Origin of the sequence: Streptomyces globosus, from assembly GCF_003325375.1 — a bacterium.
GTDB lineage: Bacteria > Actinomycetota > Actinomycetes > Streptomycetales > Streptomycetaceae > Streptomyces > Streptomyces globosus_A.
The window spans coordinates 5,133,593-5,157,510 of sequence record NZ_CP030862.1; the positions used below are offsets into that span (position 1 = coordinate 5,133,593).

A 23,918-nucleotide genomic window follows, 5' to 3' on the forward strand; every position below is an offset into this window, starting at 1 on the left:
GGTGCCGGTCACGCGGCGTGAGCAGCGGCCGGGGCGTTGATCAGCGGTTCAGCGCGCGGAGCGCCTTACCGACGAGTAGCGCGCGGTCTGCCGGTTCGCGGACGTGCTCCAGGCCGAATCCGAGCAGGACGGTGTCACGCGTGGTGACCGAGGCGTACGAGCGGAACAGCTCGCCGGAGCGCGCCCAGTCGCCGGGAACTTCGGCGCTTCCCACAGGGGCCCCGGCCGCCGTCCAGCTCCCCAGGGAGTCCTCGAACCCCTCGGTGGTCTGGTCCACTCCCCCGACGGAGAGGCGGACGTCGTCCGCGAACACGCCGCGGCCGCCCTCGCTCGCGTCCGCGATGTACGAGAGCGACACCTCGACGGTCCGGCCCGCGTACGCGCCGAGGTCGAAGGAGGCCTGCTTCCAGCCGTCGGACGATCCGGTGAGGCTGTGCCACGCACCGCTGCTCCCCTGCGCGGTGCAGCCGCTGCCCTCCAAGGTGAGGTAGCGCCGCAGGAAGGGGTGCGCGTTCACGAAGAAGCCGGCCCCGCAGTCCGTCGGCACCTGGCTGCGGGTCAGGCCGCCCGCCTCGGGCAGCGTGGTCCAGTCGTCGCCGCCGGCCGTGCGCGCCTCCAGGACGGCGTGGTCGTAGCCCCGCTCGGTGTGCCAGTTCAGGGCGGCCTTGAGCTGCGGCGCGTCCGCGGCGGACACCGCCGTGAGGTCGATGGTGCGGGTCAGCCGCCGCCAGTCCCCGTCGGCGTGGGTCGCCGCGGCCATGCCGGTTCCGGAGTGGGGGGCGTACGGGTTCACGACGCCGGCGTACCCGCCCGCCTGCGCGCTGCGGAACTGCGGGAACCGGTCCGCGGGCAGGCTCTCGGAGGTGACGGTGAAGGCGCCGGGCGCGTCCAGCGGGTTGCCCTCGGCGCCGCCGAGCCCGCCGCGGGCCCCGGCGAGGCCCCCCGAGCCGGCGAAGCCGGTGGCCCCGCGGACGCTGCTGCGGCTGTAGGCGCCGAGCCAGTACTGGCCGAAGTCGTCGGTGAGGGCGGGCCCGACCCGGGCGTCGCCGCCGGCCGACTCGCCGGCCTCGATCAGCTTTCCGCCCTCGTTGAGGTACGAGCGCAGCGCGAGCTGGGTGTCGCCGCCGGGGGCGACGGCGCCGGTGTAGTGGACGGCGGTGCGGAAGTGGGCGAGGACGCCGAGGCGGTGCGGGGCGCCCTGGACGGCCGTGTCCCAGACGGCGGCCGCCCGGCCGTTGGCGCGGAGCGCGTCGGCGTAGCCGCGGGCGTGCCGGGCGGGGGCGCCCTCCTCGGCGATCACGAGGGCGTCGGCGCGGGGCCGCTCGGCGACCGTGTACGTGAAGCGGTCGCTGGAGACACGGCGGCCGTCCCGGTCTCGGCCGGTGAACCAGACCTCGACGCGGTCGCCGGGGCGGGCGCCGCGGACCGCGCCCCGGTACTCGTCGAACCAGTTGTTGTCCTCGCCGCCGTAGACGGAGCCGCCCTTCCAGGGCTTCACACCGCGGTCGTGGGCGCGGCCGCCGTTGACGCGCCAGTGCAGCCGCTTGTCGCCGAGCGCCTTGCGGGCGGTGACGGCGACCGGCTGGTCGCGGCCGTCGGCCGCGTAGGAGGTGGTGAAGGGCTCGAGGGTGAAGTCGGCGGCGGTCAGGCCCACGGGGGACACCGGCCGGTCGGGGCGTGCGGCGCTCTCGCCGACGGCCAGCGCGAAGGGGACGTTCTTGGCGAACTCGGCCTGGATCAGCTTCTCGTCGTCGGGGAAGTTGAAGCCGGAGCGGCAGTCCTCGGGCTTCCACCGGTCGTTCGGGTCGGCCGCGGAGGCCGTCCGGCAGGTGGTCATCTCCGGGGTGAACATCATGATGCCGTTGACGTTCGCGGCGTGGCCGTCGGCCTCGCCGTTGGTGGTGTACAGCTCGGAGGACAGCTGCGGGCGGTAGCCGGGGACCGCCGGGTTCTCGGGGGTTCCGGCGAGCACCCGGTAGGCGGTGTCGTCGGGGGTGGGCGTGGCGACCTGCCAGCCGACGCCATAGAGGATGAGCTCGGCGGCGGAGTGGTAGTTGACGGCGTACTCGAAGCCGATCCGCTTCTGGAACCGGTCGAGGGCGGCGGTCTCGGGCTCGGAGGCCGCGGAGGGGCCGCGGTAGGTCTCGTTCGCGGGGTGGGGCGATGATCCCTCGTCGTCGTAGCCCCACTTGTAGGCGAAGTTCCTGTTCAGGTCGACGCCGTCGCCGCTGGTGATCCTGCCGTCGCCGTTGTTGTCGCGGAGGTTCTTGCGCCAGAGCCGGTTGGCCTCGGAGGCGTGGGTGTGGTCGTAGCCGTCGGGGTTGGCGGACAGCAGGAACCACAGCTCGGTGGAGTCCACCAGCTTCGTGATCCGGGGGTCCTTGCCGTAGGCGTCCAGCGTGTGGTGCATCAGGCGCCGCGTCATCTCGGGCGTGATCCACTCGCGGGCGTGCTGGTTGGACATGTACAGCACGGAGGGCTTCGCGCCGTCGCGGGTGGTGCGGGCGTTCTTCGTGACCTTCAGCGCGAGGATGTCCCGGCCCTGGACGGTCTTGCCGATGGAGACGGCCTTGGCGAGGCGGGGGTGCTCCCGCGCGGTCCGCAGGACCTCCTCCTTCAGGCCGCCCTTGCCGCTGTACGGGCGGAAGACGCCGTCGCCGGGGGCCTGCGCGCGGGCGGAGGCCCCCACCGTGCGCTCGGCGAGGGCCACGCCGCGGGCGGCGAGCCCGCGGGCCTGGCCCTCGGTGAGGAACAGCTCCACGCGGGCGGTGCCGGTCTCCGGGGCTCGCTCGGAGAGCTCGTGCCCGTCCTGGCCTGCGGCGAGGACGAGCGGGACCTGCTCCTTGGTGATGTCGGCGTCGTAGACCCGGACCTCCTCGGCGCCGGGTGCGGCGTCCGCTGCGGGGCCGGCGTGGGCCGCGGCCGGGAGGGCGGCCGCGGTGGTTGCTAAGAGGAGTGAGCTGGCGGCGAGGATCAGTCCCGCGCGGTGCCTCATGTGCCCCCCTGGGCGTCGACTGCCACGAAAGCGTTCGGACGACAGGCTCACGAGGCCTCGTGTCCATGTCAATGGGGCGTTGCGGGAACGAGCCGCCGCGCACCGGGGGCCCGTACGCGGCGCGCTGTGCGGCGTACGGGCCCCCGGTGCGTGGTGCGGTGCCGGCCGGTCAGCCGGCCAGGTTGTCGGCCAGCTCCTCGCTGAGGTTCGACTCGGTGCCCGGGATGCCGAGGTCCTGGGCCCGCTTGTCGGCCATCGCCAGCAGGCGGCGGATGCGGCCGGCGACGGCGTCCTTGGTCAGCGGCGGGTCGGCGAGGGCGCCCAGCTCCTCCAGGGAGGCCTGCTTGTGCTCCATGCGCAGCCGGCCCGCGGCGGCCAGGTGCTCGGGCACCTCCTCGCCGAGGATCTCCAGGGCGCGCTGGACGCGGGCCCCGGCGGCGACGGCGGCGCGCGCCGAGCGGCGCAGGTTCGCGTCGTCGAAGTTGGCCAGCCGGTTCGCGGTGGCGCGGACCTCGCGGCGCATCCGCCGCTCCTCCCAGGCCAGCACGGACTCGTGGGCGCCGAGCCGGGTCAGCAGCGCGCCGATGGCGTCGCCGTCGCGGACGACGACGCGGTCGACGCCGCGGACCTCCCGGGCCTTCGCGGCGATGGAGAGCCGCCGGGCGGCGCCCACCAGGGCCAGGGCTGCCTCGGGGCCGGGGCAGGTGACCTCCAGCGAGGATGACCGGCCCGGCTCGGTCAGCGAGCCGTGGGCCAGGAAGGCGCCGCGCCAGGCCGCCTCGGCGTCGCAGGTGGCCCCGGAGACCACCTGCGGGGGCAGGCCCCGGATGGGGCGGCCGCGGCCGTCGACCAGTCCGGTCTGGCGGGCCAGCTGGTCGCCTCCGGCCACGACGCGGACCACGTAGCGGCTGCCGCGGCGCAGGCCGCCCGGCGCCATGACGACGAGGTCCGAGGAGTGGCCGAAAATCTCCAGGATGTCCTTGCGGAGCCGCCGCGCGGCGATCCCGGTGTCGAGTTCCGCCTCGATGACGATCCGGCCGCTCACCAGGTGCAGGCCGCCGGCGAACCGAAGAATCGCCGAGACCTCCGCCTTCCTGCAGCAGGTCCGGGTGACGGGGAGCCGGGAGATCTCATCCTTCACCGCTGGCGTCATCGCCATGGGCCGATCCTTCCATGCATCCGAAAAATACGGTCGTACGCGGCTGCGAGCAGCTCCGGGTCGTGCTTGGGGGAGCCGTCTTCCCTGGCCACCGGCGCCAGCTCGACCGCGGCGCCGAAGCGCTGCGCGGCATCGGCGAGGGACTCACGGTCGGGCACGGCGGCCTGGTCGGCCAGCACCACGTCCAGGGCGAGTTTAGGGGCGTGTCGGGCCAAAACCTCCAAATGACGCTGCGGAGAGAACCCCTCTGTTTCGCCGGGCTGCGGGGCCAGGTTGAGCGACAGCACGCGCCGGGCCTTGGTCTCCATGAGCGCGTCGAGAAGTTCCGGCACCAGCAGGTGCGGGATGACGGACGAGAACCAGGACCCGGGGCCGAGCACCACCCAGTCGGCGTCCAGGACCGCGGCCACGGCCTCCGGCACGGCGGGCGGGTCGGACGGCACGAGGTGCACGGACAGCACCTCGCCGGGGGTGGTGGCGACGGTGGCCTGCCCCCGGACGGTGTCCACGTCCGCCGGGCGGGCCGGGTCGTGGCCCCGTACGAGCGCCTGGAGCTCCAGCGGCACCGCCGACATTGGCAGCACCCGGCCGTGCGCGCCGAGCAGCCTGCCGACGAGGTCCAGGGCCTGGACGGGGTCGCCGAGCTGCTCCCACAGGGCCACGATCAGCAGGTTGCCCACCGCGTGCTCGTGCAGGGCGCCGGCCGACTGGAAGCGGTGCTGGATGACGCGGGCCCAGGTCTGGCCCCAGTCGTCGTCCCCGCAGAGGGCGGCCAGCGCCTTGCGCAGGTCGCCCGGGGGGAGGACGCCGAGCTCCTCGCGGAGCCGCCCGCTGGACCCGCCGTCGTCGGCGACGGTGACGACCGCGGTCAGCTCGCCGGTGATCCGGCGCAGGGCGGCCAGCGACGCCGACAGGCCCATGCCGCCGCCGAGCGCGACGACCTTGGGTGCGGCGCCCTTGGCGGCTGCGCCGCGGCGCGGCGCGGTGCGGACCGCGCCGTCCTCGCCCCGCCCCGGGGTGAGGCGGCGCAGGCGGCGCAGCCGCAGGGTGCGTCCGGTCACTCGCGCCCCATGTCCCGGTGGACCACGACGGTCTCGACTCCCTCGGAGGCGAGGCGGGCGGCGAGCTTCTCGGAGACGGCGACGCTGCGGTGCTTGCCGCCGGTGCAGCCGACGGCGATGGTGACGTACCGCTTGCCCTCGCGGCGGTAGCCGGCGGCGATGAGCTGGAGCAGCTCCGTGTAGCGGTCGAGGAACTCCTTGGCGCCGGGCTGGCTGAAGACGTAGCCCGAGACCTCCGGGTTCAGGCCGGTGAACGGCCGGAGCTCGGGCACCCAGTGCGGGTTGGGGATGAAGCGGCAGTCCACGACGAGGTCGGCGTCGACGGGGAGGCCGTACTTGTAGCCGAAGGACATGACGGTGGCGCGCAGCTCGGGCTCCTCCTCGCCCGCGAACTGGGCGTCCATCTTCGCGCGCAGCTCGTGCACGTTCAGGCTGGAGGTGTCGATGACCAGGTCGGCGTCGCCGCGCAGCTCGCGCAGCAGGTCGCGCTCGGCTGCGATGCCGTCGGTGATGCGGCCCTCGCCCTGGAGCGGGTGGGGGCGGCGGACGGACTCGAAGCGGCGCACCAGCGCGTCGTCGGAGGACTCCAGGAAGACGATGCGCCGGGTGACGCCGCGCAGCTCCAGGTCGGCGAGGGACTCGCGCAGGGCGTCGAAGAACTGGCGGCCGCGGACGTCGACGACGACGGCGATCCGCGCCACGTTGCCCTGCGAGCGGGCGCCGAGCTCCACCATGGTGGGGATCAGCGCCGGCGGGAGGTTGTCCACGACGAACCAGCCGAGGTCCTCCAGGCACTTGGCCGCCGTGCTGCGGCCGGCTCCGGACATCCCGGAGATGATCACCAGCTCGGGGATGGCGGCCTCGGCGCTCTCGCCGGGCTCCAGTGTCGTGCCCGTACTCACCTGTGCTCCGTTTTCTCGGTCGTACTCGGTCTCGTGCTGCTCGGTCATCGGTCGGTCCCCCGTTCGGACGAGGTTCCCGCGGGTGCGGGGGTCTCCTCCTCCATGATCTCCCCTGTCGCCGTGTTGACGGCAGGGGCGGCGGGGACTGCCCGGGCGAGGGCAGCGGCCACCGTCTCGGCCGTCTTGCGCCCTATGCCCGGGACCTCGCAGATCTGGTCGATTGTCGCCTGTCTCAGCTTCTTCACCGAACCGAAGTGCTTGACGAGGGCCTGCTTGCGGGTCTCGCCGAGGCCGGGCACCTCGTCGAGCGGGCCGGCCTTGAGCCGCCTGCCGCGCTTGCTGCGCTGGTACTGGATGGCGAACCGGTGCGCCTCGTCGCGGACGCGCTGGAGCAGGTAGAGGCCCTCGCTGGTGCGGGGCAGCACGACGGGGTCGTCCTCGCCGGGCAGCCACACCTCCTCCAGGCGCTTGGCCAGGCCGCACACGGCGACGTCGTCGATGCCGAGCTCGTCCAGGGCCCGCTGGGCGGCGGCGACCTGCGGCCGGCCGCCGTCGACGACGACGAGCTGCGGGGGGTAGGCGAAGCGCCTGGGCCGCCCGTCGTCCTGCGCCTGCCCGGCGCCCCCGGCCGCGTCGGCCGCGTCGGCGCCGTCGGCTGCGCCGTCCCCGGGGGACCACTCGCCGGTCTTCAGCTTCTCCTGGAGGTAGCGGCGGAAGCGCCGGGAGACCACCTCGTGCATGGAGCGGACGTCGTCCTGCCCGGCGAAGGTCTTGATCTGGAAGCGCCGGTACTCGCCCTTGCGGGCCAGGCCGTCCTCGAAGACGACCATGGAGGCCACGACGTCGTCGCCCTGGAGGTGGGAGATGTCGAAGCACTCGATGCGCAGCGGCGCGCTGTCGAGGCCGAGGGCCTCGGCGATCTCCTCCAGGGCGCGGGAGCGGGTCGTCAGGTCGGCGGCGCGCCTGGTCTTGTGCAGGGCGAGGGCCTGCTGCGCGTTGCGGTGGACGGTCTCCATGAGGGCCTTCTTGTCACCGCGCTGCGGGATGCGCAGGCTGACCTGCGAGCCGCGCCGGCCGGCGAGCCACTGGCCGAGGGCGGGCGCGTCCTCGGGCAGGGCCGGGACCAGGACCTCCTTGGGCACGGCCTCGCCGGCCTCCTCCCCGTACAGCTGCTGCAGGGCGTGCTCGACGAGCCCGGCGGTGTCGACGGCCTCGACCTTGTCGGTGACCCAGCCGCGCTGGCCGCGGACCCGGCCGCCGCGGACGTGGAAGATCTGCACGGCCGCCTCGAGCTCGTCCTCGGCGACCGCGACGAGGTCGGCGTCGGTGGCGTCGGCGAGGACGACGGCGTTCTTCTCCATGGCGCGGCGCAGCGCCCCTATGTCGTCGCGCAGCCGGGCGGCCTTCTCGTACTCCATCTCCTCGGCGGCCTCGTGCATCTGCGCTTCGAGGCGGGAGAGGTAGGTGCCGGTGCGGCCGGCCATGAAGTCGCAGAATTCCTCGGCGAGTTCACGGTGCTCCTCGGGGGTGACGCGGCCGACGCAGGGGGCGGAGCACTTGCCGATGTAGCCGAGGAGGCAGGGCCGGCCGATCTGCGCGGAGCGCTTGAACACCCCGGCGGAGCAGGTGCGGACGGGGAAGGCGCGCAGCATCAGGTCGACGGTCTCGCGGATCGCCCAGGCGTGCGCGTAGGGGCCGAAGTAGCGGACGCCCTTCTTCTTGGGGCCGCGCATGACCTGGACGCGCGGGTACTCCTCGTTCATGGTGACGGCGAGGGAGGGGTAGCTCTTGTCGTCCCGGTACTTGACGTTGAACCGGGGGTCGTACTCCTTGATCCAGGAGTACTCCAGCTGGAGGGCCTCCACTTCGGTGGACACGACGGTCCACTCGACGGAGGCGGCCGTGGTGACCATGGTGGCCGTGCGCGGGTGGAGTCCGGCGATGTCCTGGAAGTAGTTCGCCAGGCGCTGGCGCAGGCTCTTGGCCTTCCCGACGTAGATCACCCGGCGGTGCTCGTCGCGGAAGCGGTAGACCCCCGGCGAGTCGGGGACCTGGCCCGGCTGGGGGCGGTAGCTGGAAGGGTCGGCCATGCCGCCCACCCTACTGTCGCGGACCGACATCCCGGCCCCTGCTGCCCGGCCGCCCGGCGGGGCGTGCCGCCGGGGCGGCGGAGAGCTGCTGCGCGGCGTGCCGCCGGCGGGCCGGAGCCGGCCGGCGGCCCGCCGCGCAGGGCGGTCAGCCCGTACGCCGCCTCAGGCGCCGGCGGCGTGCCGCGAGCACCCCGAGGGCGGCGGCGAGGGCCGCTGCGGCGGCCCCGGCGGCTGCCGCAGGCGTCCCGCCGGGAGGGGCGGAGGCGGCCTCGGAGTAGCCGCCGGCCCGGCCGTCCCGGGCGTACGCGGACCCGGGCAGCTTGTCCCCGTACGCGGCGGCGACGCGCGCCCGGTAGGCGGCCAGGCCGGTGCCCCGCTCCCCCACCGCGCGGACGGCGTCCTCGTCGAGCGGCAGCACCCGCCCGCCGCCGGCGACGTACCAGGCGTCGATCTGCGGCTCGCGGAAGACGGTGCCACCGGGCATCCGCTCCGCCCCGAGCCGGGCGTAGCGGAACTCGTCGTCGCCGTCGGCGATGTTGACCACCTCCCAGCCGCCTGCGGTCCGCGCGGTCCACACCGCGGCCTGCCGGCCGTCGGCGGCGACGGCCCGGCCGGCGAGGAACTCCAGGCGGGACACCGGCGCGCCGGGCCGGCCGGCGACGAAGTCGGGCGAGAGGTGGCGCACTTCGACGGGCTCACCCTCGATCCGGGGGTGCCCGGCGGCCGCGGCGGCGCCGGGGCCGCCCTCGCGGGCGAAGAACCGGGCGAGGACCGCCAGGGTGTCGGGCGCGGCGGCGGCCCGGGCGGCGGCGGCCCGGTCGTCGGCTGCGGCGGTGGGCGGCTGCGGGGCGGGGGCAGAGGCAGGGGCGGGTGCGGCCGCGGCCTGCGGCGCGAGGCCGAGGAGGGCGGTCGCGGCGAGGACCGCTGCGGCGGCGGTGCGCTTCGTCACGGCGTCACGCCCCGATCCGGTAGAGGGAGTGGGTCCAGGAGAAGCCGCTGTTGTCGACGTACCAGGCGTGGGAGGCCCAGTTGTACCGGTCGCTGGACGGCCAGGGGTCGCCCCAGTACACCCAGCTGCCGTTCGTGTCGTAGCCGTAGACGACGTGCATGTGGCCGCCGCCCGAGGACCACTGGATGCGGGTCTCGACCGGCCGGCCCGCGTCGATCTCGGTCTGCACGGTGGAGTGGCGCAGCCACCCGGTCACGTAGGAGCCGGGATTGATGCCGCTCCAGCGGAGGGCGGTCTGGACGTGGCCGAGGGTGGCCTGGCTGTCGGGGCACTCGGTGCCCTGCCTGCGGTTGAAGGCGGCGTTGCAGAACTGGTTCTGGGTGTGGGTGCGGCCGTACCAGGCGGCGATGGTGTTGCCGCCCGCGGCCCAGCACCAGTTGGACTTCTGCTGGGCCTGCATCGTGATGTTCAGGCGCTTGTACGCCAGGGCGGCGCCGGCGGCGGGGCCCGTGGGGGCGGGACCGGCCGGCGCGGCGGACGCCTCGGCGCAGGGCAGCGCGAGGAGCAGGGCGGTGGTGGCGGCGGCTGTGGCGGACAGCCGCCGCATTCGGGTGCGCATCGCGTTCCTCCCGTGGGGACGTGGGGATGGAGGAGCGCGTCCGGACGCTTGTGAAGGAGCTTCAGGGTGTTGTCGTGATCCGGTCAACAGGCTTCAATACGCCTTGACAGTGCCGTGTGAACGGCGTGCCCGCCGTGTGAACGGCTGCCGCCCCTTCACCTGGCCACCGCGCGCCACCGCGGGCCCTTGCGCCCCACCGCGTGTGAACGTTCACAGGAGGAGCCGCCATGCCGCCGACCGCGGAGCGCACCGGCGGGCCCGCCCCGGACGGGCCGGCCGGCCCCGGCGCGGCCCCCGGGGACCTGGCCCGCCTGCTGGACACCGGGCCGTTCCACCTGGCCCTGCGCGCCGCCCTGGCCGCCCGCGGCCTGCCCCTGCACCGCGTCCGGCACCGGCTCGCCGCGCGCGGCATCGCGATCGGCGTGACCAGCCTGAGCTACTGGCAGCAGGGCGCCCGCCGCCCGCGCCGCCCGGAGTCGCTGCGGGCCGTACGCGCCCTGGAGCAGATCCTCGACCTGCCGCGGGGCTCGCTGCTGCGGCTGCTCGCCGGGCCGGAGCCCGCGGCGGGCGGGACGGCCCGGCCCCCGGCCCGCTCGTACCGGGCGCTGGTCAGCGTGGGCGCGGCCGTGGAGGAGCTGCTGGCCGGGCTGGAGCTGCCGTCCGACGGGGGCCTGCACACCGTGGTCCACCAGGAGCGGGTCCGCATCGGCGCCGCCGGCGAGCTGGCCGGCCGGGACTCGCAGCACGTCGTACGGGCCCACCGGGACGGCGTGGACCGCTACCTCGCCGTCCACCACGGCGACCCCGGCTGCGACCCGGCGCGCGTGCGGGTGCAGGCGGGCGAGAACTGCCGGACGGGGCGGGTCCGCCGGCACCGCGAGGCCGAGGTGCTCGTCGCGGAGCTGCTGTTCGAGCGGCGGCTGCGCACCGGGGAGACGTACGTCTTCGGCTACGGCTTCGAGGACGGCACCGGGGCCCGGTGCACCGAGTACGTCCGCGGCTTCAGCTACACCGGCGGGCAGTACGTGCTCCAGGTCCGCTTCGACGAGGCCGCCCTGCCCGTGCGCTGCCGGCGCTTCACCCGGTCCGGGCCGGGGGCGCCGCGCAGCGGCCTGGCCGACCTCACGCCCAGCGGCCGGTACGGCGCCGTGCACATCGTGGAGCCCGCGGTGCGGCGCGGCCTCCTCGGCATCGCCTGGGAGTGGGCCTGACCGGCGCGGGGAGCCGGGCCTCAGCCCGCGATCAGCTTGCCGCCCTCGTCCCGGACCGGCACCTCGGGCAGCGGGTCGGTGGCGGGGCCGCGGAGCGCCTTGCCGGTGGCGGTGTCGAAGCGGCTGCCGTGGCAGGGGCAGTTGCCCTCCCCCTGGACGATCTTGTCGAGGACGCAGCCGGCATGCGTGCACTGCGCGCTGAACGCCTTGTACTGCCCCTCCGCCGGGCAGCTCACGATCAGCTTCCGCTCGCGGTACAGCTTCGCGCCGCCCACGGGCACGTCGGCCGCGTCGCCGAGCTCGACAGGCGCGGTGGGGACCGCCGGGCTGCCGTAGCCGCTGTTGGTCTCGGTGGAGCAGGCGGTCACGGCCGCTCCGGCGCCGGCGGCCCCGACGATCGCGGCCGCACCCCTGAGGACGGTACGGCGGGCGGCGGACTGCGGCGCGGACATGCGGATCTCCCGGGTGGCACGGACGGCAGGGGGCCCCGGCGGCGGAGGGCCGGCCGGGCCCACCCGACGATACCCCCGGCCGATGGGATACCTTCCCCCGCGTGATCGTCGTCGGTGGAGAAGCCCTGATCGACCTGGTGCCCGCAGGGCAGCCGCCGGGTGCGCTGCTGCCGCGGCCGGGCGGGGGCCCGTACAACACCGCGGTGGCCCTGGGCCGCCTCGGCGCGCAGGCGGCGTTCTGCTCGCGGATCTCGACCGACGGGTTCGGCGAGACCCTCCTCTCCGGGCTGCGGGCCGCGGGGGTCGACGTCTCACTGGTGCAGCGGGGGCCGGAGCCGACCACGCTGGCCGTGCCCTCGCTCGGCGCGGACGGCTCCGCCGTGTACGGCTTCCACGTGGAGGGCACCGCCGACCGGCTGTTCCGCCTGCCCGGCGCCCTGCCGGCCGGCGCCCGGGCACTGGCGGTCGGCAGCTGCTCGCTGGTGCTGGAGCCGGGCGCGAGCGCCTACGAGGCGCTCCTGCGCCGCGAGGCGGCCCGCGGGCTGCTGACGCTGCTGGACCCCAACGTGCGGCCGGCGCTGATCGCGGACCCGGCGGCGTACCGGGCCAGGTTCCTGGGCCGGCTGCCGTCGGTGTCCGTGCTGAAGCTGTCCGAGGAGGACGCCGACTGGCTGGGCGGGCGCGTGGAGGACTGGCTGGCGGCGGGGCCGTCGGCGGTGGTCCTGACCCGCGGCGCGAAGGGGCTGACCGTCCGTACGCGGGAGGGCGCGGAGCACTCGGTGCCGTCCCCGGCCGTGGCCGTGGCGGACACGATCGGGGCGGGCGACACCGTCAGCGCGGCGCTGCTGCACCGCCTCGCCGGCGGCGGCCCGCCGGACTGGCCGGACGTGCTGGCCCACGCCGCCCGCGCGGCGGCGCTGACCTGCACCAGGGCGGGCGCGGAGCCTCCGTACGCCGCCGAGCTCGGCGGGTAGTGCCCTCGGGCGGGCTCACAGGACGCCGGGCGCCTCCTGCGCCATCCGCTCCTCCATGTGCCCGAAGAACTCCTCGGGCGGCGTCATCCCGGCCGTCACCCGGACGAACTCGTCCCGCGCCTGCGGACTCCGCGACACCGCCGCCAGCAGCTGCTGCATCTCGGGCGGCGGCGGTTCCATCCGGGCGAACCCGGCGGTGAACTCGTACATGGAGGCGACCTGCGCGTCCCGCGCCTCCTGGGCGGCCCGCATCGCCTCCTCGAAGGGCCTGCGCCCGGCGAGGACGTCGCCGAGGGCGCCGGCGCAGCGCTCCGCGTCCCGGAAGGAGTCCTGGATGCCCTGGGCGGTGATCGGGTCCCTCAGGTATCCGGCGTCCCCGACCAGGGCCCAGCCCGGGCCGTACGGCTTGCGGAAGTAGTTCGGGACGGCCGTGCCGACGAACCGCTCGGCGCGGGCGGCCCCCGCGACCCGCTCGGCGAACGCCGGCGCACGGGCCAGGGTCGCGTGGTAGTTGCCCTCGACGTCGTCGCGGTTGGCCTCGAAGTCGCGCATGGACCAGCCGCAGATGACCATCGTGAGATTGTCGTTGGTGGGCCAGGCGGCGAACGCCCGGTCTCCGCGGTCGTAGGCCTCGAACATGCCGTTCATCGGGAGCCCCGACCAGTACGTGTAGTAGTAGACGTTGATCTTCGGTTTCTCCGCGTAGGCCTCGGCGCCGGTGGCCCGGGCCACGGACGAGTGGAGGCCGTCCGCACCGACGACGAACCGGGCGCGGTGCCGCGCGGGGCCCTCCCGGCCGTGTCCCGCGACGCCTGTCACGGTGTCCCCGTCGAAGAGCAGCCTGTCGACGGTGAACCCTTCTGCGACCTCCGCGCCGGCCTCGGCCGCGGCATCGACGAGGATCTTGTCGAGGACGGTGCGGCGGGGCGCGTACGAGGCGTCGAAGCCCTCGCCGGCCGGAGAGCCGGCGATGCTGATCGGCCCGAGGTCGAACAGGTAGGTGTGGATGGGCGGGCAACCGGTGGCGGCCACCCGGTCCAGCAGCCCCCACCGCTGCAGCGCGGCCAGTCCGGGCGGGTGGATCAGGTGGGTGGAGAGGGTGTCGCTCGGGAAGGTGGCCCGGTCGACGAGGAGGACCCGGTGCCCGCGCCGGGCGAGGAGCATCGCGGTCGGCGCGCCGGCGCAGCGCGCGCCGACGACGATCACATCGTGGGAGATCACATCGCGGGGTGGGGTGCCGGCGGAGCCGGCGTTGCCGGTCATGGCTCACCTGCCGATCCTGCGGCGGCGGCACACAGGACGGGCTGCGCGAAGTGGGGGCACGGGGACGTGCGGATGAGGTGCCCGCCTGCCCGCGGCCGCCGCGCACTGCGGGGGACTGCTTCCACGTTAGTGCTGGGGCCGGGAAGGTTCACCCTCCCGGCCACAGCACTGGACCGGCCGCCGCGCCCCGGCGCCCCTGGGCCCCGGACGGCGAAGGGCCCGGCCGGACGGCCGGGCCCTTCGCCGATCTCCGCGGGCGGATGCCGCGGGCAGCGGCTACGCCTTGCGGGCCTTCGGGGCCGCCTTCTTCGCCGCGGCCTTCCTCGCGGGGGCGGCCGTCTTCCTGGCCGCGGTCTTCTTCGCGGCCGCCTTCCGCACCGGGGCGGCGGACGGGCCCGCGTCCGAGACCCGGTCCGCGCCGAGGATGTCCCGCAGGAACTTGCCGGTGTGGCTGGCGCCGACGGACGCCACCTGCTCGGGCGTGCCCTCGGCGACGACCATGCCGCCGCCGTGGCCGCCCTCCGGGCCCATGTCGATGACCCAGTCGGCGGTCTTGATGACGTCGAGGTTGTGCTCGATGACGATCACCGAGTTGCCCTTGTCGACCAGCCCCGACAGCACCTTGATCAGCTTCGAGATGTCCTCGAAGTGCAGACCGGTCGTCGGCTCGTCCAGGACGTACACCGTCCGGCCCGTCGACCGCTTCTGCAGTTCGGAGGCCAGCTTCACGCGCTGGGCCTCGCCGCCCGACAGGGTGGGCGCCGACTGCCCGAGGCGGACGTAGCCGAGTCCCACCTCGGTCAGCGTCTTCAGGTGCCGGGAGATCGTGGGGACGGCCTCGAAGAAGCCGAGGGCCTCCTCGATCGGCATGTTGAGGACTTCCGCGATGGACTTGCCCTTGTAGTGGACCTCCAGCGTCTCGCGGTTGTAGCGGTCTCCGTGGCAGACCTCGCACGGGACGTACACGTCCGGCAGGAAGTTCATCTCGATCTTGATGGTGCCGTCGCCGGAGCAGTTCTCGCAGCGGCCGCCCTTGACGTTGAAGGAGAAGCGGCCCGGCAGGTAGCCGCGCACCTTCGCCTCCATCGTCTCCGCGAACAGCTTGCGGATGTTGTCGAAGACGCCCGTGTAGGTGGCGGGGTTCGACCGCGGCGTGCGGCCGATGGGCGACTGGTCGACGTGCACCACCTTGTCGACGAGGTCGTCCCCCTCGACGCGGGTGTGGCGGCCCGGCACCGACCGGGCGCCGTTCAGCTCCCGCGCCAGGTGCGTGTACAGGATGTCGTTGACCAGGGTCGACTTGCCCGATCCGGACACGCCGGTGACCGCCGTGAGCACCCCGAGCGGGAAGGAGACGTCGATGTCGCGGAGGTTGTTCTCCTTCGCGCCGTGCACGGTGAGCCTGCGGTCGCCGTTCACGGGGCGGCGGATCTCCGGGACGGGGATCGACTTCTTGCCCGAGAGATACTGGCCGGTCATCGAGGAGCCGTTCTCCAGCAGCTCGGCCAGTGAGCCGCTGTGCACGACCTTGCCGCCGTGCTCGCCGGCGCCGGGACCGATGTCCACGACCCAGTCGGCCACCTTGATGGTGTCCTCGTCGTGCTCGACGACGATCAGGGTGTTGCCCATGTCGCGGAGCCGGACCAGGGTCTCGATGAGCCGGTGGTTGTCGCGCTGGTGCAGGCCGATGGACGGCTCGTCCAGCACGTACAGCACGCCGACCAGGCCGGAGCCGATCTGCGTGGCCAGGCGGATGCGCTGGGCCTCGCCGCCGGAGAGGGTGCCCGCGGCGCGGTTCAGCGAGAGGTAGTCCAGGCCGACGTCGACGAGGAAGCGGAGCCGCTCGTTGACCTCCTTCAGGACCCGCTCGGCGATCTTCTTGTCGCGGGCGTCGAGCCGGAGGCGGCCCAGGAAGTCGGCGCACTCGCTGATCGACATGGCGGCGACCTCGGCGATGGACCTCTCCATCACCGTCACCGCGAGGACGATCGGCTTCAGTCGGGTCCCGCGGCAGGTGGGGCAGGGCACCTCGCGCATGTAGCCCTCGAAGCGCTCGCGGCTCGCGTCGCTCTCGGACTCCGCGTGCCGGCGCCGCACGAAGGGCACGGCGCCCTCGAAGGCCGTCGTGTAAGCCCGCTCCCGCCCGTAACGGTTGCGGTAGCGGACCTCGATCTGCGTCTTGTGCCCGTACAGCAGGGCCTTCTTCGCGCGCTGCGGAAGCCCGGCCCACGGGATGTCGGTGCGGAAGCCCAGCTCGTCGGCGAGGGCCCCGACCAGCCGCTGGAAGTAGTCCTTGGTGTGGCCGAGCGACCACGGTGAGACGGCGCCCTCGTCGAGCGACTTCTCCTCGTCGGGGACGATCAGCTCCGGGTCGACCTCCATGCGGGTGCCGATGCCGGTGCACTCCGGGCAGGCGCCGAACGGCGAGTTGAAGGAGAAGGAGCGCGGCTCCAGCTCCTCGAACGACAGGTCGTCGTACGGGCAGTACAGGTGCTCCGAGAACATCCGCTCGCGCTCGGGGTCGTCCTCCGCGAGGTCGACGAAGTCGAGGATCACCATGCCGCCGGAGAGCCCGAGGGCGGTCTCGACGGAGTCGGTGAGGCGGCGCTTGGCGCTCTCCTTCACCGTGAGGCGGTCGACGACCACCTCGATGGTGTGCTTCTCCTGCTTCTTCAGCACCGGCGGCTCGGAGAGCTGGACGGTCGTGCCGTCGACCCGGGCGCGGCTGTAGCCCTTGGTCTGGAGGTCGGCGAAGAGGTCGACGAACTCGCCCTTGCGCTCGCGCACCAGCGGCGAGAGCACCTGGAAGCGGCTGCCCTCGGGCAGGGCGAGCACCTTGTCGACGATGGCCTGCGGCGACTGCCGGGAGATCGGCCGGCGGCACTCGGGGCAGTGCGGCTTGCCGATGCGCGCGAAGAGCAGGCGCAGGTAGTCGTAGACCTCGGTGATCGTTCCCACGGTGGAGCGCGGGTTGCGGGAGGTCGACTTCTGGTCGATCGAGACGGCCGGGGAGAGGCCCTCGATGAAGTCCACGTCGGGCTTGTCCATCTGCCCGAGGAACTGGCGGGCGTACGACGAGAGGGACTCGACGTAGCGGCGCTGCCCCTCGGCGAAGATCGTGTCGAAGGCCAGGGAGGACTTGCCGGACCCGGACAGACCGGTGAAGACGATGAGCGAGTCGCGGGGCAGGTCGAGCGAGACGTTCTTGAGATTGTGCTCGCGAGCGCCACGGACGATGAGTCGGTCGGTCACGCCGGTCCGCACCTTTCTTGAGAGAGCGGGGGCACGGGCCCCCGTCCCAGGGTATGGGGGGCGCCTCGGCAATGGAGTCGGGCTGGACTTCCGAGCGTATAGCACGCGCATTCGATTTACGGCACTCCGCCGTCTGCTTCACCCGTTCGTGTGGCCCCGGGAACGGTGCCACTAGGCTCGCCCCCATGACCGATCATGTGCACGACCTGCACTCTGTACGTGAAGCCACGGACCGGCTGCTGACCGCGGTCGCGAAACTGGACAACGCCGCTCTGGCCGGGGAGTCACACCTTCCCGGCTGGAGCCGGGGCCACGTGCTGGCCCACCTCGCCCGCAACGCCGACGCCCTCGTCAACGTCCTCGCCGGCCGCCCCATGTACGAGAGCGCCGAGGCCCGCGACGCGGACATCGCCGCCGGCTCCGGCCGCACCCTGGACGAGCAGCTCGCCGACCTGCGCGGCAGCCACGCCGCCTTCCTCGCCGAGACCGCCGCCGACCAGGACTGGTCCCGTACGGTCGAGCTGCGGGGCGGCGTCACCGACCTCGCCTCGAACGTGCCGTTCCGCCGCCTCGTCGAGGTCGAGCTGCACCACGTCGACCTGAACGTGGGCTACGGGCTGGAGGACCTCCCCGCCGACTTCACCGCCCGCGAGATCGACTTCCTCGCCGACCGCTGGAGCGGCCGCCCCGAGGTACCGCCCACGGCCCTGGCCTCCGACGACGGGCGCACCTGGCGGACCGGCTCCGCGGGCGACCCCGCCGTCACCGTCTCCGGCCCGGCCGCGGCCCTCCTGGCCTGGCTCGCCGGCCGCGGCGACAAGGGCGCCTCCCTCACCGTGTCCGGAGGGGCCCTCCCGGCCCTCCCCCCGCTCTAGGATCGGAACCATGACGTACAGCGGAGCGGTCAAGGTCGGCGGTCCCGCCGACGTGCACGAACTCGCGGACCTGATGATCTCCAAGGTCGCCGTGGGTGACATGAACAACAACGCCTACCTCCTGCGCTGCCGGTCCACCGGCGAGCAGCTGCTGGTCGACGCGGCCGCCGAGCCGGAGACGCTGCTCAGCCTGATCGGCGGCGACGGCATCGCGTCCGTGGTCACCACGCACCGGCACGGCGACCACTGGGGCGCCCTGCAGGCCGTGGTCGACGCCACCGGGGCCCGCACCTACGCGGGCGCCCTGGATGCGGAGGGCATCCCCGTGCCCACCGACGTACTCGTCGCCGACGGCGACACGATCACGGTGGGGCGGGTCTCCCTGACCGCCCGCCACCTGGTCGGGCACACCCCCGGGTCGATCGCCCTCGTCTACGACGACCCGCACGGCCACCCGCACGTCTTCACCGGGGACTGCCTCTTCCCGGGCGGCGTCGGCAACACGTGGGGCGACGCGTCCGCCTTCGCCAGCCTGATCGACGACGTCGAGGCCAAGCTCTTCGCGCAGCTGCCGGATGAGACCTGGGTCTACCCGGGCCACGGCAACGACACCACGCTCGGCGCCGAGCGGCCCCACCTCGCCGAGTGGCGCGAGCGCGGCTGGTAGAAACCGCCGCAGCCGCCGGGTCCCGGCCACAGCCGGGCCCCGGTGCACTCGTTCAGGTCGAAGACGGCCGGACGCGTGGCCGGGCCGGACGGGCCGGGGTAACTGCTGCACCATGCAACAGGACCCTTCCCCGACCGCGTCCGGCCGTCCCCGGACCCCCTCGATGCCGCGGCTGGCCTCGGCGGCCCTCGCCGGCACCGCCATCGAGTTCTACGACTTCTTCGTCTACGGCACGGCGGCGGCCCTCGTCCTCGGGCCGCTCTACTTCCCTTCCTTCTCCCCGCTCGCCGGGACCCTCGCCGCGTTCGGCACGTTCGCCGTGGGCTTCCTCGCCCGCCCCCTCGGCTCGGCGCTGTTCGGGCACGTCGGCGACCGGTACGGCCGCCGGCCGGTGCTGCTCGCCTCGCTGCTGCTGACGGGGGTGGCCACCGTCGCCGTCGGCTTCGTGCCCACCTACGCCTCGATCGGCCTCGCAGCCCCCGTCCTGCTGCTCGTGCTGCGGTTCCTCCAGGGCCTCGGCCTGGGCGGCGAGTGGGGCGGCGCGGTGCTGGTGACCGTCGAGCACGCGCCCCCCGAGCGGCGCGGCCTGTGGGCGAGCTTCCCGCAGATCGGGCCGTCGGTGGGCTTCCTCCTCGCCAACGGCCTGGTGCTGGCGCTGTCCGCCCTGCTGACCGAGGCCCAGTTCGCCTCCTGGGGCTGGCGGGTGCCGTTCTGGGCTGCCGGCCTGCTCGTCCTGGCCGGGCTGTGGCTGCGGCGCTCCATCACGGAGACCCCGCAGTTCAGGGAGCTCGCCGAGACGGGATCCCGCGCCGAGGCCCCGCTCGCCGAGGTGCTCCGCGGACACTGGCGGCTGCTCCTGCTGACCGGCGGGGCGCTCGCCTCCGCGTACTCCGTGTTCTACGGGGTGAGCACCTGGTCCCTGGCGTACGGCACCGAGCACCTCGGTGTGGACCGGACGACGATGCTGGCCTGCATCCTGCTCGCGGTCGCCGTCATGACCGTGTGGACGCCGGTCGCGGCGGTCCTGGGCGACCGCTGGGGACGCCGTCCCCTGTGCCTGGCGGGGTGCGCGGCCTGCGCGCTGTGGATGGTCCCGTACGCGGCCCTGCTGGGCACCGCGAGCCCGCCGGCGGTGGCCGCCGGAGCGGTCCTGGCGCTGCTGTCGATCGGGACGGTGCTGTCGGTGATCGGCGCGTACCTGCCCGAGCTGTACGCGCCCCGGATCCGCTGCACCGGGGCGGCCGTCGGCTACAACCTGGGCGGGGTGCTGGGCGGGGCGCTGACCCCGATCGTGGCGACGGCGCTGGCGGACGGCTCGGGTCCGCCGTGGGGCGTGGCGGCCTACCTGGCCGGGATCGCCGTGGTGAGCCTGGCCTGCTTCGCGCTGCTCCCGGAGACCCGCCCGACCGCTGGGCCGGGCGGGGGTGCGGGCACGAAGGCGGGGGCGGCCGAAGCGACCGCCCCCGCGTAGGTCCGTCCGGGTCCGGCCTCCCGGCCGGCGCCGGTCAGGCCTCGACGCTCTCCTTGCGGGCGGCCGCCTCGGCGGCCTCCTGCTTCCGGGCGGCGATGAGGCTCGTGATGGTGGTGATCACCAGGACACCGCAGATGACGCCCAGGGAGACCGGGATGGAGATCTCCGGGACGTGCACGCCGGACTCGTGCAGGGCGTGCAGGACGAGCTTGACGCCGATGAAGCCGAGGATGACGGACAGGCCGTAGCTGAGGTGGACCAGCTTCTTGAGCAGGCCGCCGATGAGGAAGTACAGCTGGCGCAGGCCCATCAGGGCGAAGGCGTTGGCGGTGAAGACGATGTACGGGTCCTGGGTGAGCCCGAAGATCGCGGGGATCGAGTCCAGGGCGAAGAGGATGTCGGTGGTGCCGATGGCGAGCATGACGATCATCAGCGGGGTCAGGACGCGCTTGCCGTTGCTGATGACGGAGAGCTTGGTGCCGTGGTAGCGGTCGGCGACGCCGAACTTCTTCTCGATCGTCTTCAGCAGGCGGTTCTCCTCGAACTCCTCTTCCTCCTCGTCGGCCCGCGCCTCCTGGATGAGCTTCCAGGCGGTGAAGATCAGGAAGGCGCCGAAGAGGTAGAAGACCCAGGAGAAGGAGGCGATGATCGCGGCGCCGGCGGCGATGAACACCGCGCGCAGGACCAGGGCGATCAGCACGCCCACGAGCAGCACGCGCTGCTGGAGGTGGGACGGCACCGAGAACTTCGCCATGATCAGGACGAAGACGAAGAGGTTGTCGACGCTCAGCGACTTCTCGGTGATGAAGCCGGCGAAGAACTCCTGGGAGGCCTGGGCGCTGCCGAAGAACAGCAGGCCGAGGCCGAAGAGCACGGCGAGGACGATCCAGACGACCGTCCAGATGCCGGCCTCCTTGACGGAGACGTCGTGCGGTTTGCGGCCGATGAGGAAATCGGCGCCGATGAGGAGGGACAGACCGGCGATGGTCAGTACCCAGAGGGTCGTCGAGACGTCCACGTTGCTTTGGCCTCCGGCAGATGGCTCAGGACACAGGTCAGCGACACAGGGTCGGCGTCATCGCTGCCGGAGGTCTCTTCCACCCTGAGGCCCTGGGGCCGCGGGCCGGCGCCCCGGGACCTGGTGGTCCGTACTGACGGGTACGCCGTAGCCGGAAAGCAGGAGTACTCCCCTCCGCACGGAGGACGATACCCGGCGGAAGGGGGAAAGGTAAAGGGGAGGCCAAGCGATGGTCACGGGCGGGCATGGCGGCGGGCCCGGGCGGCCCGCTCCACGGCCTGGTCCAGGACGAGGCTCCCGGCCGGCGGCAGGTCCGGCTCGAAGGTCCAGGCGTGCCCGACCCACGGGTCGGCGAGATGGTCGTCGGGGACGGGCGTGAGCCGCATCAGCCTGCGCCACAGCGGGTCCAGGAGCGGGCCGTAGGCCGCGGCCTCGTCCCGGTCGGCCACCATCAGCAGGTGCACGCCGACGGCCGGCCCCTCGTCGGCCAGGTAGCGGAGCCGGGTCACGGCGCGGTCGTCGAAGCCGTGCGGGAAGTCGTGGACGATCAGCAACTGCTCGGCCGTGTCCACGTCGGGCGGGAGCTCCTCGGGAGCTCCCGCCCGCACCGCCATCTGGACGAGGTCCACCCGGCGGGTGAGCCGCTCCAGGGTCTCGGCGACCCCGGCGGCCCCGGCGGCCGGCGGCCCCGCCAGCACCCCGGCGTGGACGAGCGGAGCGAGGGACGCGGCGCCCGCCCCGGCCGCGTCGATGACGTGCACGGAGTACCGCCCGGCCGGGTGCACGGCGAGCAGCCGCGCCGCATGCGCGACGGCCATGTCCATGGCGGCCCGGCGCAGCCGGTCGGTGTCGGCGGCCATCGCGGCCTCGGAGCCGGTGCGGCCGTTGTCGATCCACAGGCCGCGCTCCAGGGGGAGCCGGACGAGCATGGGGATCCGCAGGTCGGGGCGCTCGGGCAGGTGGAGGTCGCCCAGGCGCAGCGCCATCGGGGCCTCGTCGGGGCCGGCCGCCGGGGCGCCGTGCCAGACGGGGGACGCCCAGCGGGCGTACGCGGCGGGCAGGGCGGGTTCGACGACGGCGGCCTCGGCGGCCAGCTGGTCGAGGTCGCGGTCGAGGACGGAGCGGGCCTGGGCGGCGAGCTCGTCGCGCCGGGCGCGGGCGGCGTCCCGGGCCGGGTGGCCGGCGCCGGCCACGCGGTGGCGCGGGTCGGACAGGGCCGCGTCGAGTTCGCGGTCGAGCCGGGAGTCGGCGAACTCGCAGGCGCTCCGGTAGGCGGCGACAGCGCGGGCCAGGTCCTCGAACATGCCCCAGACCTGGTTGTAGAGCCGCTCGTCCATGGTCCAGCCGGCCGCGTCGCCGGCGACGGGCACGGGCGCCTCGCCGGGAGCCGCCGGAGCAGGGGCCTGCGGTGCGGGCTCGGGGGGCTCGGAGGTGCTGCGGCGGCGGCGCGGGTGGGTGTAGTCGACGGTGGGCGGCCCGCCGGCGCCGTCCGGCGCGGGCACCGGGCCGGGCGTGCCGGCGTACGGGGTCCCGGAGACGGGGACGGGGCCGGGCACGGCGGCCGGCCCGTCCTGCTCCGGCGCTGCTCCCGCCGGGCCCGCTGCCGCCGGGCCCGCTGCGGTGCCGGCCGGCGGGGTCTCCTGCGGGGCGGCAAGGCCGTGCGAGCCGGCCGCCGCGGCGGGCACCGCGGTGATCCCGGCGCCGTCCCGGCCGGCTGCGGCGGCGCCCCCGACCCGGCCCGCCGCCCCGCCCGCCGCCGCCGAGGCGAGGGCCGCGGCGGCCGGCGCGGTGAGCCCGGCGTCGGCGAGGAGTGCGGGGAGGCCGTCGGCGTATCCCTGGCCCACGGCGCGGACCTTCCAGGCGCCCTGGCGGCGGTAGACCTCCAGGGCCACGACGGCGCCCTCGGCGTCCAGGCCGGCGAGGGCGAAGCAGGCGAGGTCGGCGCCGCCCGGTTCGGCGACGGCCACCCGGGGGGCGGCGACCGAGCCGAAGCGCGCGGGACCGCCGGGCGGGAGCACGAGGACGACGCGCAGCTGGTGCACGGACGGCGCCGCGGCGTCGAGGTCGACGGCGAAGCGGTGTGCTGCGGCCGCCTCCTCCGGGGCGGCGAGCCCGGGCAGGACGGCCGGCGCCCCGGGGTGCGCGAGCGCGCCGGGGCCGGCCATCCGGCCGGTGTCGTCGCAGGCGGCGACCAGGGCGAGCACCGGCGTGTCCGCCGCGATCCTGATCTCCACCCGGGTGCGGGACAGGGGGTGGTTCTGCCCCCGGACCAGTTCGGCCGTCATCGTGCAGCCCTCCCCCGTGCCTCGTGCCGTGCTGTCGTTCGGTGCACCGCGCCCGGCGGGGCGCGGTGCGCGCGGTGTCTGCTACAGGTGCGGCAGGATCGCCGGCATCAGGTCCTGGAAGGTGCGGCCGTTGGCGGAGCCGCCGATGGCCGTCATCTGCCAGCCGGCGCCGGCCCGCGACACCTTGGCCATGATCTGCGCCGTGTACTGGCCGCCGCCGTCGAGGGTGTAGCGGGCCAGCTCCTGGCCGTTGGTCTCGTCGACGAGGCGGCAGAAGGCGTTCTGCACCTCCTGGAACGTCTGGCCGGTGAACGAGTTCACCGTGAAGACGATCGTGTCGATGTGGACCGGCACGCGCTGGAGGTCGACGAGGATCGACTCGTCGTCGCCGCCCTGGCCGGCGCCTCCGACGAGGTTGTCGCCGGTGTGCCGGACGGAGCCGTCGTCGCTCTGCAGGTGCCGGAAGAACACCACGTCCACGGGCTGCTTCTCCGCGAACAGCACCGCGGAGGCGTCGAGGTCGACCTCGCGGGTGCGCGACCCGAACAGCCCGCGCCGCTTGGCCGCCTGCCAGCCGAGGCCCATCCGGACGGAGGTCAGCATGCCCCCGTCGCCCTTCTGAAGACTGATGGCCTGTCCCTTGGACAAGTTGACCGTCACGCGCCGTCCCCTTTC

18 protein-coding genes are annotated in these 23,918 nt (G+C 74.3%); 5 read left to right on the forward strand and 13 right to left on the reverse strand.

Annotation, left to right across the window (positions count from 1 at the left end):
• Positions 1-40 precede the first annotated feature (40 nt).
• From C0216_RS22800 to C0216_RS22830, 7 genes are all read right to left on the reverse strand, one after another.
• Complete coding sequence (locus tag C0216_RS22800) at positions 41-2,995, reverse strand: M14 family metallopeptidase (protein ID WP_114057079.1); 2,955 nt, start codon at positions 2,993-2,995, stop codon at positions 41-43.
• A 169-nt stretch (positions 2,996-3,164) separates the two neighbouring features.
• On the reverse strand, positions 3,165-4,154 hold the full coding sequence (gene whiA / locus C0216_RS22805; RefSeq protein WP_114057080.1) for a DNA-binding protein WhiA: 990 nt from the start codon (positions 4,152-4,154) through the stop codon (positions 3,165-3,167).
• Positions 4,145-5,215, reverse strand: a complete 1,071-nt coding sequence (locus tag C0216_RS22810) for a gluconeogenesis factor YvcK family protein (RefSeq protein ID WP_114057081.1) — start codon at positions 5,213-5,215, stop codon at positions 4,145-4,147. Before C0216_RS22810 ends, whiA begins: the two co-directional genes overlap by 10 nt.
• The gene (gene rapZ, locus C0216_RS22815) at positions 5,212-6,165 is read right to left on the reverse strand and encodes an RNase adapter RapZ (RefSeq protein WP_114057082.1); all 954 of its coding nucleotides are present in this window, start codon (positions 6,163-6,165) and stop codon (positions 5,212-5,214) included. The genes C0216_RS22810 and rapZ overlap by 4 nt, the downstream gene beginning before the upstream one ends.
• Positions 6,162-8,207 (reverse strand): excinuclease ABC subunit UvrC, encoded by a 2,046-nt coding sequence (gene uvrC, locus C0216_RS22820; RefSeq protein ID WP_114058852.1) that lies wholly within the window; start codon positions 8,205-8,207, stop codon positions 6,162-6,164. Before uvrC ends, rapZ begins: the two co-directional genes overlap by 4 nt.
• Positions 8,208-8,352: 145 nt before the next feature.
• On the reverse strand, positions 8,353-9,156 hold the full coding sequence (locus C0216_RS22825) for a hypothetical protein (protein ID WP_114057083.1): 804 nt from the start codon (positions 9,154-9,156) through the stop codon (positions 8,353-8,355).
• 4 nt (positions 9,157-9,160) lie between these two features.
• The gene (locus C0216_RS22830) at positions 9,161-9,775 is read right to left on the reverse strand and encodes a papain-like cysteine protease family protein (RefSeq protein WP_114057084.1); all 615 of its coding nucleotides are present in this window, start codon (positions 9,773-9,775) and stop codon (positions 9,161-9,163) included.
• Between the two features lie 227 nt (positions 9,776-10,002).
• Here C0216_RS22830 and C0216_RS22835 point away from each other — a divergent pair, with 227 nt between their 5' ends.
• A complete protein-coding gene (locus C0216_RS22835; protein WP_246042657.1) occupies positions 10,003-10,986 on the forward strand; it encodes a hypothetical protein in 984 nt (327 codons plus the stop codon).
• A 20-nt stretch (positions 10,987-11,006) separates the two neighbouring features.
• Here the strand turns inward: C0216_RS22835 and C0216_RS22840 are convergent, their stop codons facing one another.
• Positions 11,007-11,438: a Rieske (2Fe-2S) protein gene (locus C0216_RS22840; protein ID WP_114057085.1), complete on the reverse strand. Its 432-nt coding sequence runs from the start codon at positions 11,436-11,438 to the stop codon at positions 11,007-11,009.
• Between the two features lie 101 nt (positions 11,439-11,539).
• On the opposite strand from C0216_RS22840, the gene C0216_RS22845 reads away from it, so the two are divergent.
• Positions 11,540-12,412: a carbohydrate kinase family protein gene (locus tag C0216_RS22845; protein WP_114057086.1), complete on the forward strand. Its 873-nt coding sequence runs from the start codon at positions 11,540-11,542 to the stop codon at positions 12,410-12,412.
• A 15-nt stretch (positions 12,413-12,427) separates the two neighbouring features.
• Here C0216_RS22845 and C0216_RS22850 read toward each other — a convergent pair whose 3' ends face one another.
• Both C0216_RS22850 and uvrA read right to left on the reverse strand, forming a co-directional pair.
• Positions 12,428-13,675, reverse strand: coding sequence for an FAD-dependent oxidoreductase (locus tag C0216_RS22850; protein WP_114057087.1), 1,248 nt, complete (start codon positions 13,673-13,675; stop codon positions 12,428-12,430).
• Between the two features lie 276 nt (positions 13,676-13,951).
• Positions 13,952-16,927 carry an excinuclease ABC subunit UvrA gene (gene uvrA, locus C0216_RS22855; RefSeq protein ID WP_114058854.1) on the reverse strand — a complete coding sequence of 992 codons (2,976 nt, stop codon included), beginning with the start codon at positions 16,925-16,927 and terminating at the stop codon, positions 13,952-13,954.
• A 185-nt stretch (positions 16,928-17,112) separates the two neighbouring features.
• On the opposite strand from uvrA, the gene C0216_RS22860 reads away from it, so the two are divergent.
• The 3 genes from C0216_RS22860 to C0216_RS22870 all read left to right on the forward strand — a co-directional run bounded on the left by C0216_RS22860 (position 17,113) and on the right by C0216_RS22870 (position 19,940).
• Positions 17,113-17,802, forward strand: a complete 690-nt coding sequence (locus C0216_RS22860; protein ID WP_114057088.1) for a maleylpyruvate isomerase family mycothiol-dependent enzyme — start codon at positions 17,113-17,115, stop codon at positions 17,800-17,802.
• A gap of 10 nt (positions 17,803-17,812) precedes the next feature.
• Positions 17,813-18,469, forward strand: coding sequence for an MBL fold metallo-hydrolase (locus C0216_RS22865; RefSeq protein ID WP_114057089.1), 657 nt, complete (start codon positions 17,813-17,815; stop codon positions 18,467-18,469).
• Between the two features lie 163 nt (positions 18,470-18,632).
• Positions 18,633-19,940, forward strand: coding sequence for an MFS transporter (locus tag C0216_RS22870; protein ID WP_114057090.1), 1,308 nt, complete (start codon positions 18,633-18,635; stop codon positions 19,938-19,940).
• Positions 19,941-19,974: 34 nt separating this feature from the next.
• On the opposite strand, the gene C0216_RS22875 is transcribed toward C0216_RS22870, so the two are convergent.
• The 3 genes from C0216_RS22875 to C0216_RS22885 all read right to left on the reverse strand — a co-directional run bounded on the left by C0216_RS22875 (position 19,975) and on the right by C0216_RS22885 (position 23,903).
• The gene (locus C0216_RS22875) at positions 19,975-20,958 is read right to left on the reverse strand and encodes a TerC/Alx family metal homeostasis membrane protein (RefSeq protein ID WP_114057091.1); all 984 of its coding nucleotides are present in this window, start codon (positions 20,956-20,958) and stop codon (positions 19,975-19,977) included.
• Between the two features lie 233 nt (positions 20,959-21,191).
• Positions 21,192-23,243: a TerD family protein gene (locus C0216_RS22880; RefSeq protein ID WP_114057092.1), complete on the reverse strand. Its 2,052-nt coding sequence runs from the start codon at positions 23,241-23,243 to the stop codon at positions 21,192-21,194.
• A gap of 81 nt (positions 23,244-23,324) precedes the next feature.
• A complete protein-coding gene (locus C0216_RS22885) occupies positions 23,325-23,903 on the reverse strand; it encodes a TerD family protein (RefSeq protein WP_114057093.1) in 579 nt (192 codons plus the stop codon).
• Positions 23,904-23,918: the final 15 nt, after the last annotated feature.

What these genes read in the sequence shown, in the direction of transcription:
- C0216_RS22880 (WP_114057092.1), bottom strand. Translation starts at nt 23,243, where the DNA reads ATGACGGCCGAACTGGTCCGGGGGCAGAACCACCCCCTGTCCCGCACC.
- C0216_RS22830 (WP_114057084.1), bottom strand. Translation starts at nt 9,775, where the DNA reads ATGCGCACCCGAATGCGGCGGCTGTCCGCCACAGCCGCCGCCACCACC.
- C0216_RS22865 (WP_114057089.1), top strand. Translation starts at nt 17,813, where the DNA reads ATGACGTACAGCGGAGCGGTCAAGGTCGGCGGTCCCGCCGACGTGCAC.
- C0216_RS22850 (WP_114057087.1), bottom strand. Translation starts at nt 13,675, where the DNA reads ATGACCGGCAACGCCGGCTCCGCCGGCACCCCACCCCGCGATGTGATC.
- uvrC (WP_114058852.1), bottom strand. Translation starts at nt 8,207, where the DNA reads ATGGCCGACCCTTCCAGCTACCGCCCCCAGCCGGGCCAGGTCCCCGAC.
- C0216_RS22835 (WP_246042657.1), top strand. Translation starts at nt 10,003, where the DNA reads ATGCCGCCGACCGCGGAGCGCACCGGCGGGCCCGCCCCGGACGGGCCG.
- rapZ (WP_114057082.1), bottom strand. Translation starts at nt 6,165, where the DNA reads ATGACCGAGCAGCACGAGACCGAGTACGACCGAGAAAACGGAGCACAG.
- C0216_RS22870 (WP_114057090.1), top strand. Translation starts at nt 18,633, where the DNA reads ATGCCGCGGCTGGCCTCGGCGGCCCTCGCCGGCACCGCCATCGAGTTC.
- whiA (WP_114057080.1), bottom strand. Translation starts at nt 4,154, where the DNA reads ATGGCGATGACGCCAGCGGTGAAGGATGAGATCTCCCGGCTCCCCGTC.
- C0216_RS22840 (WP_114057085.1), bottom strand. Translation starts at nt 11,438, where the DNA reads ATGTCCGCGCCGCAGTCCGCCGCCCGCCGTACCGTCCTCAGGGGTGCG.
- C0216_RS22800 (WP_114057079.1), bottom strand. Translation starts at nt 2,995, where the DNA reads ATGAGGCACCGCGCGGGACTGATCCTCGCCGCCAGCTCACTCCTCTTA.
- C0216_RS22860 (WP_114057088.1), top strand. Translation starts at nt 17,113, where the DNA reads ATGACCGATCATGTGCACGACCTGCACTCTGTACGTGAAGCCACGGAC.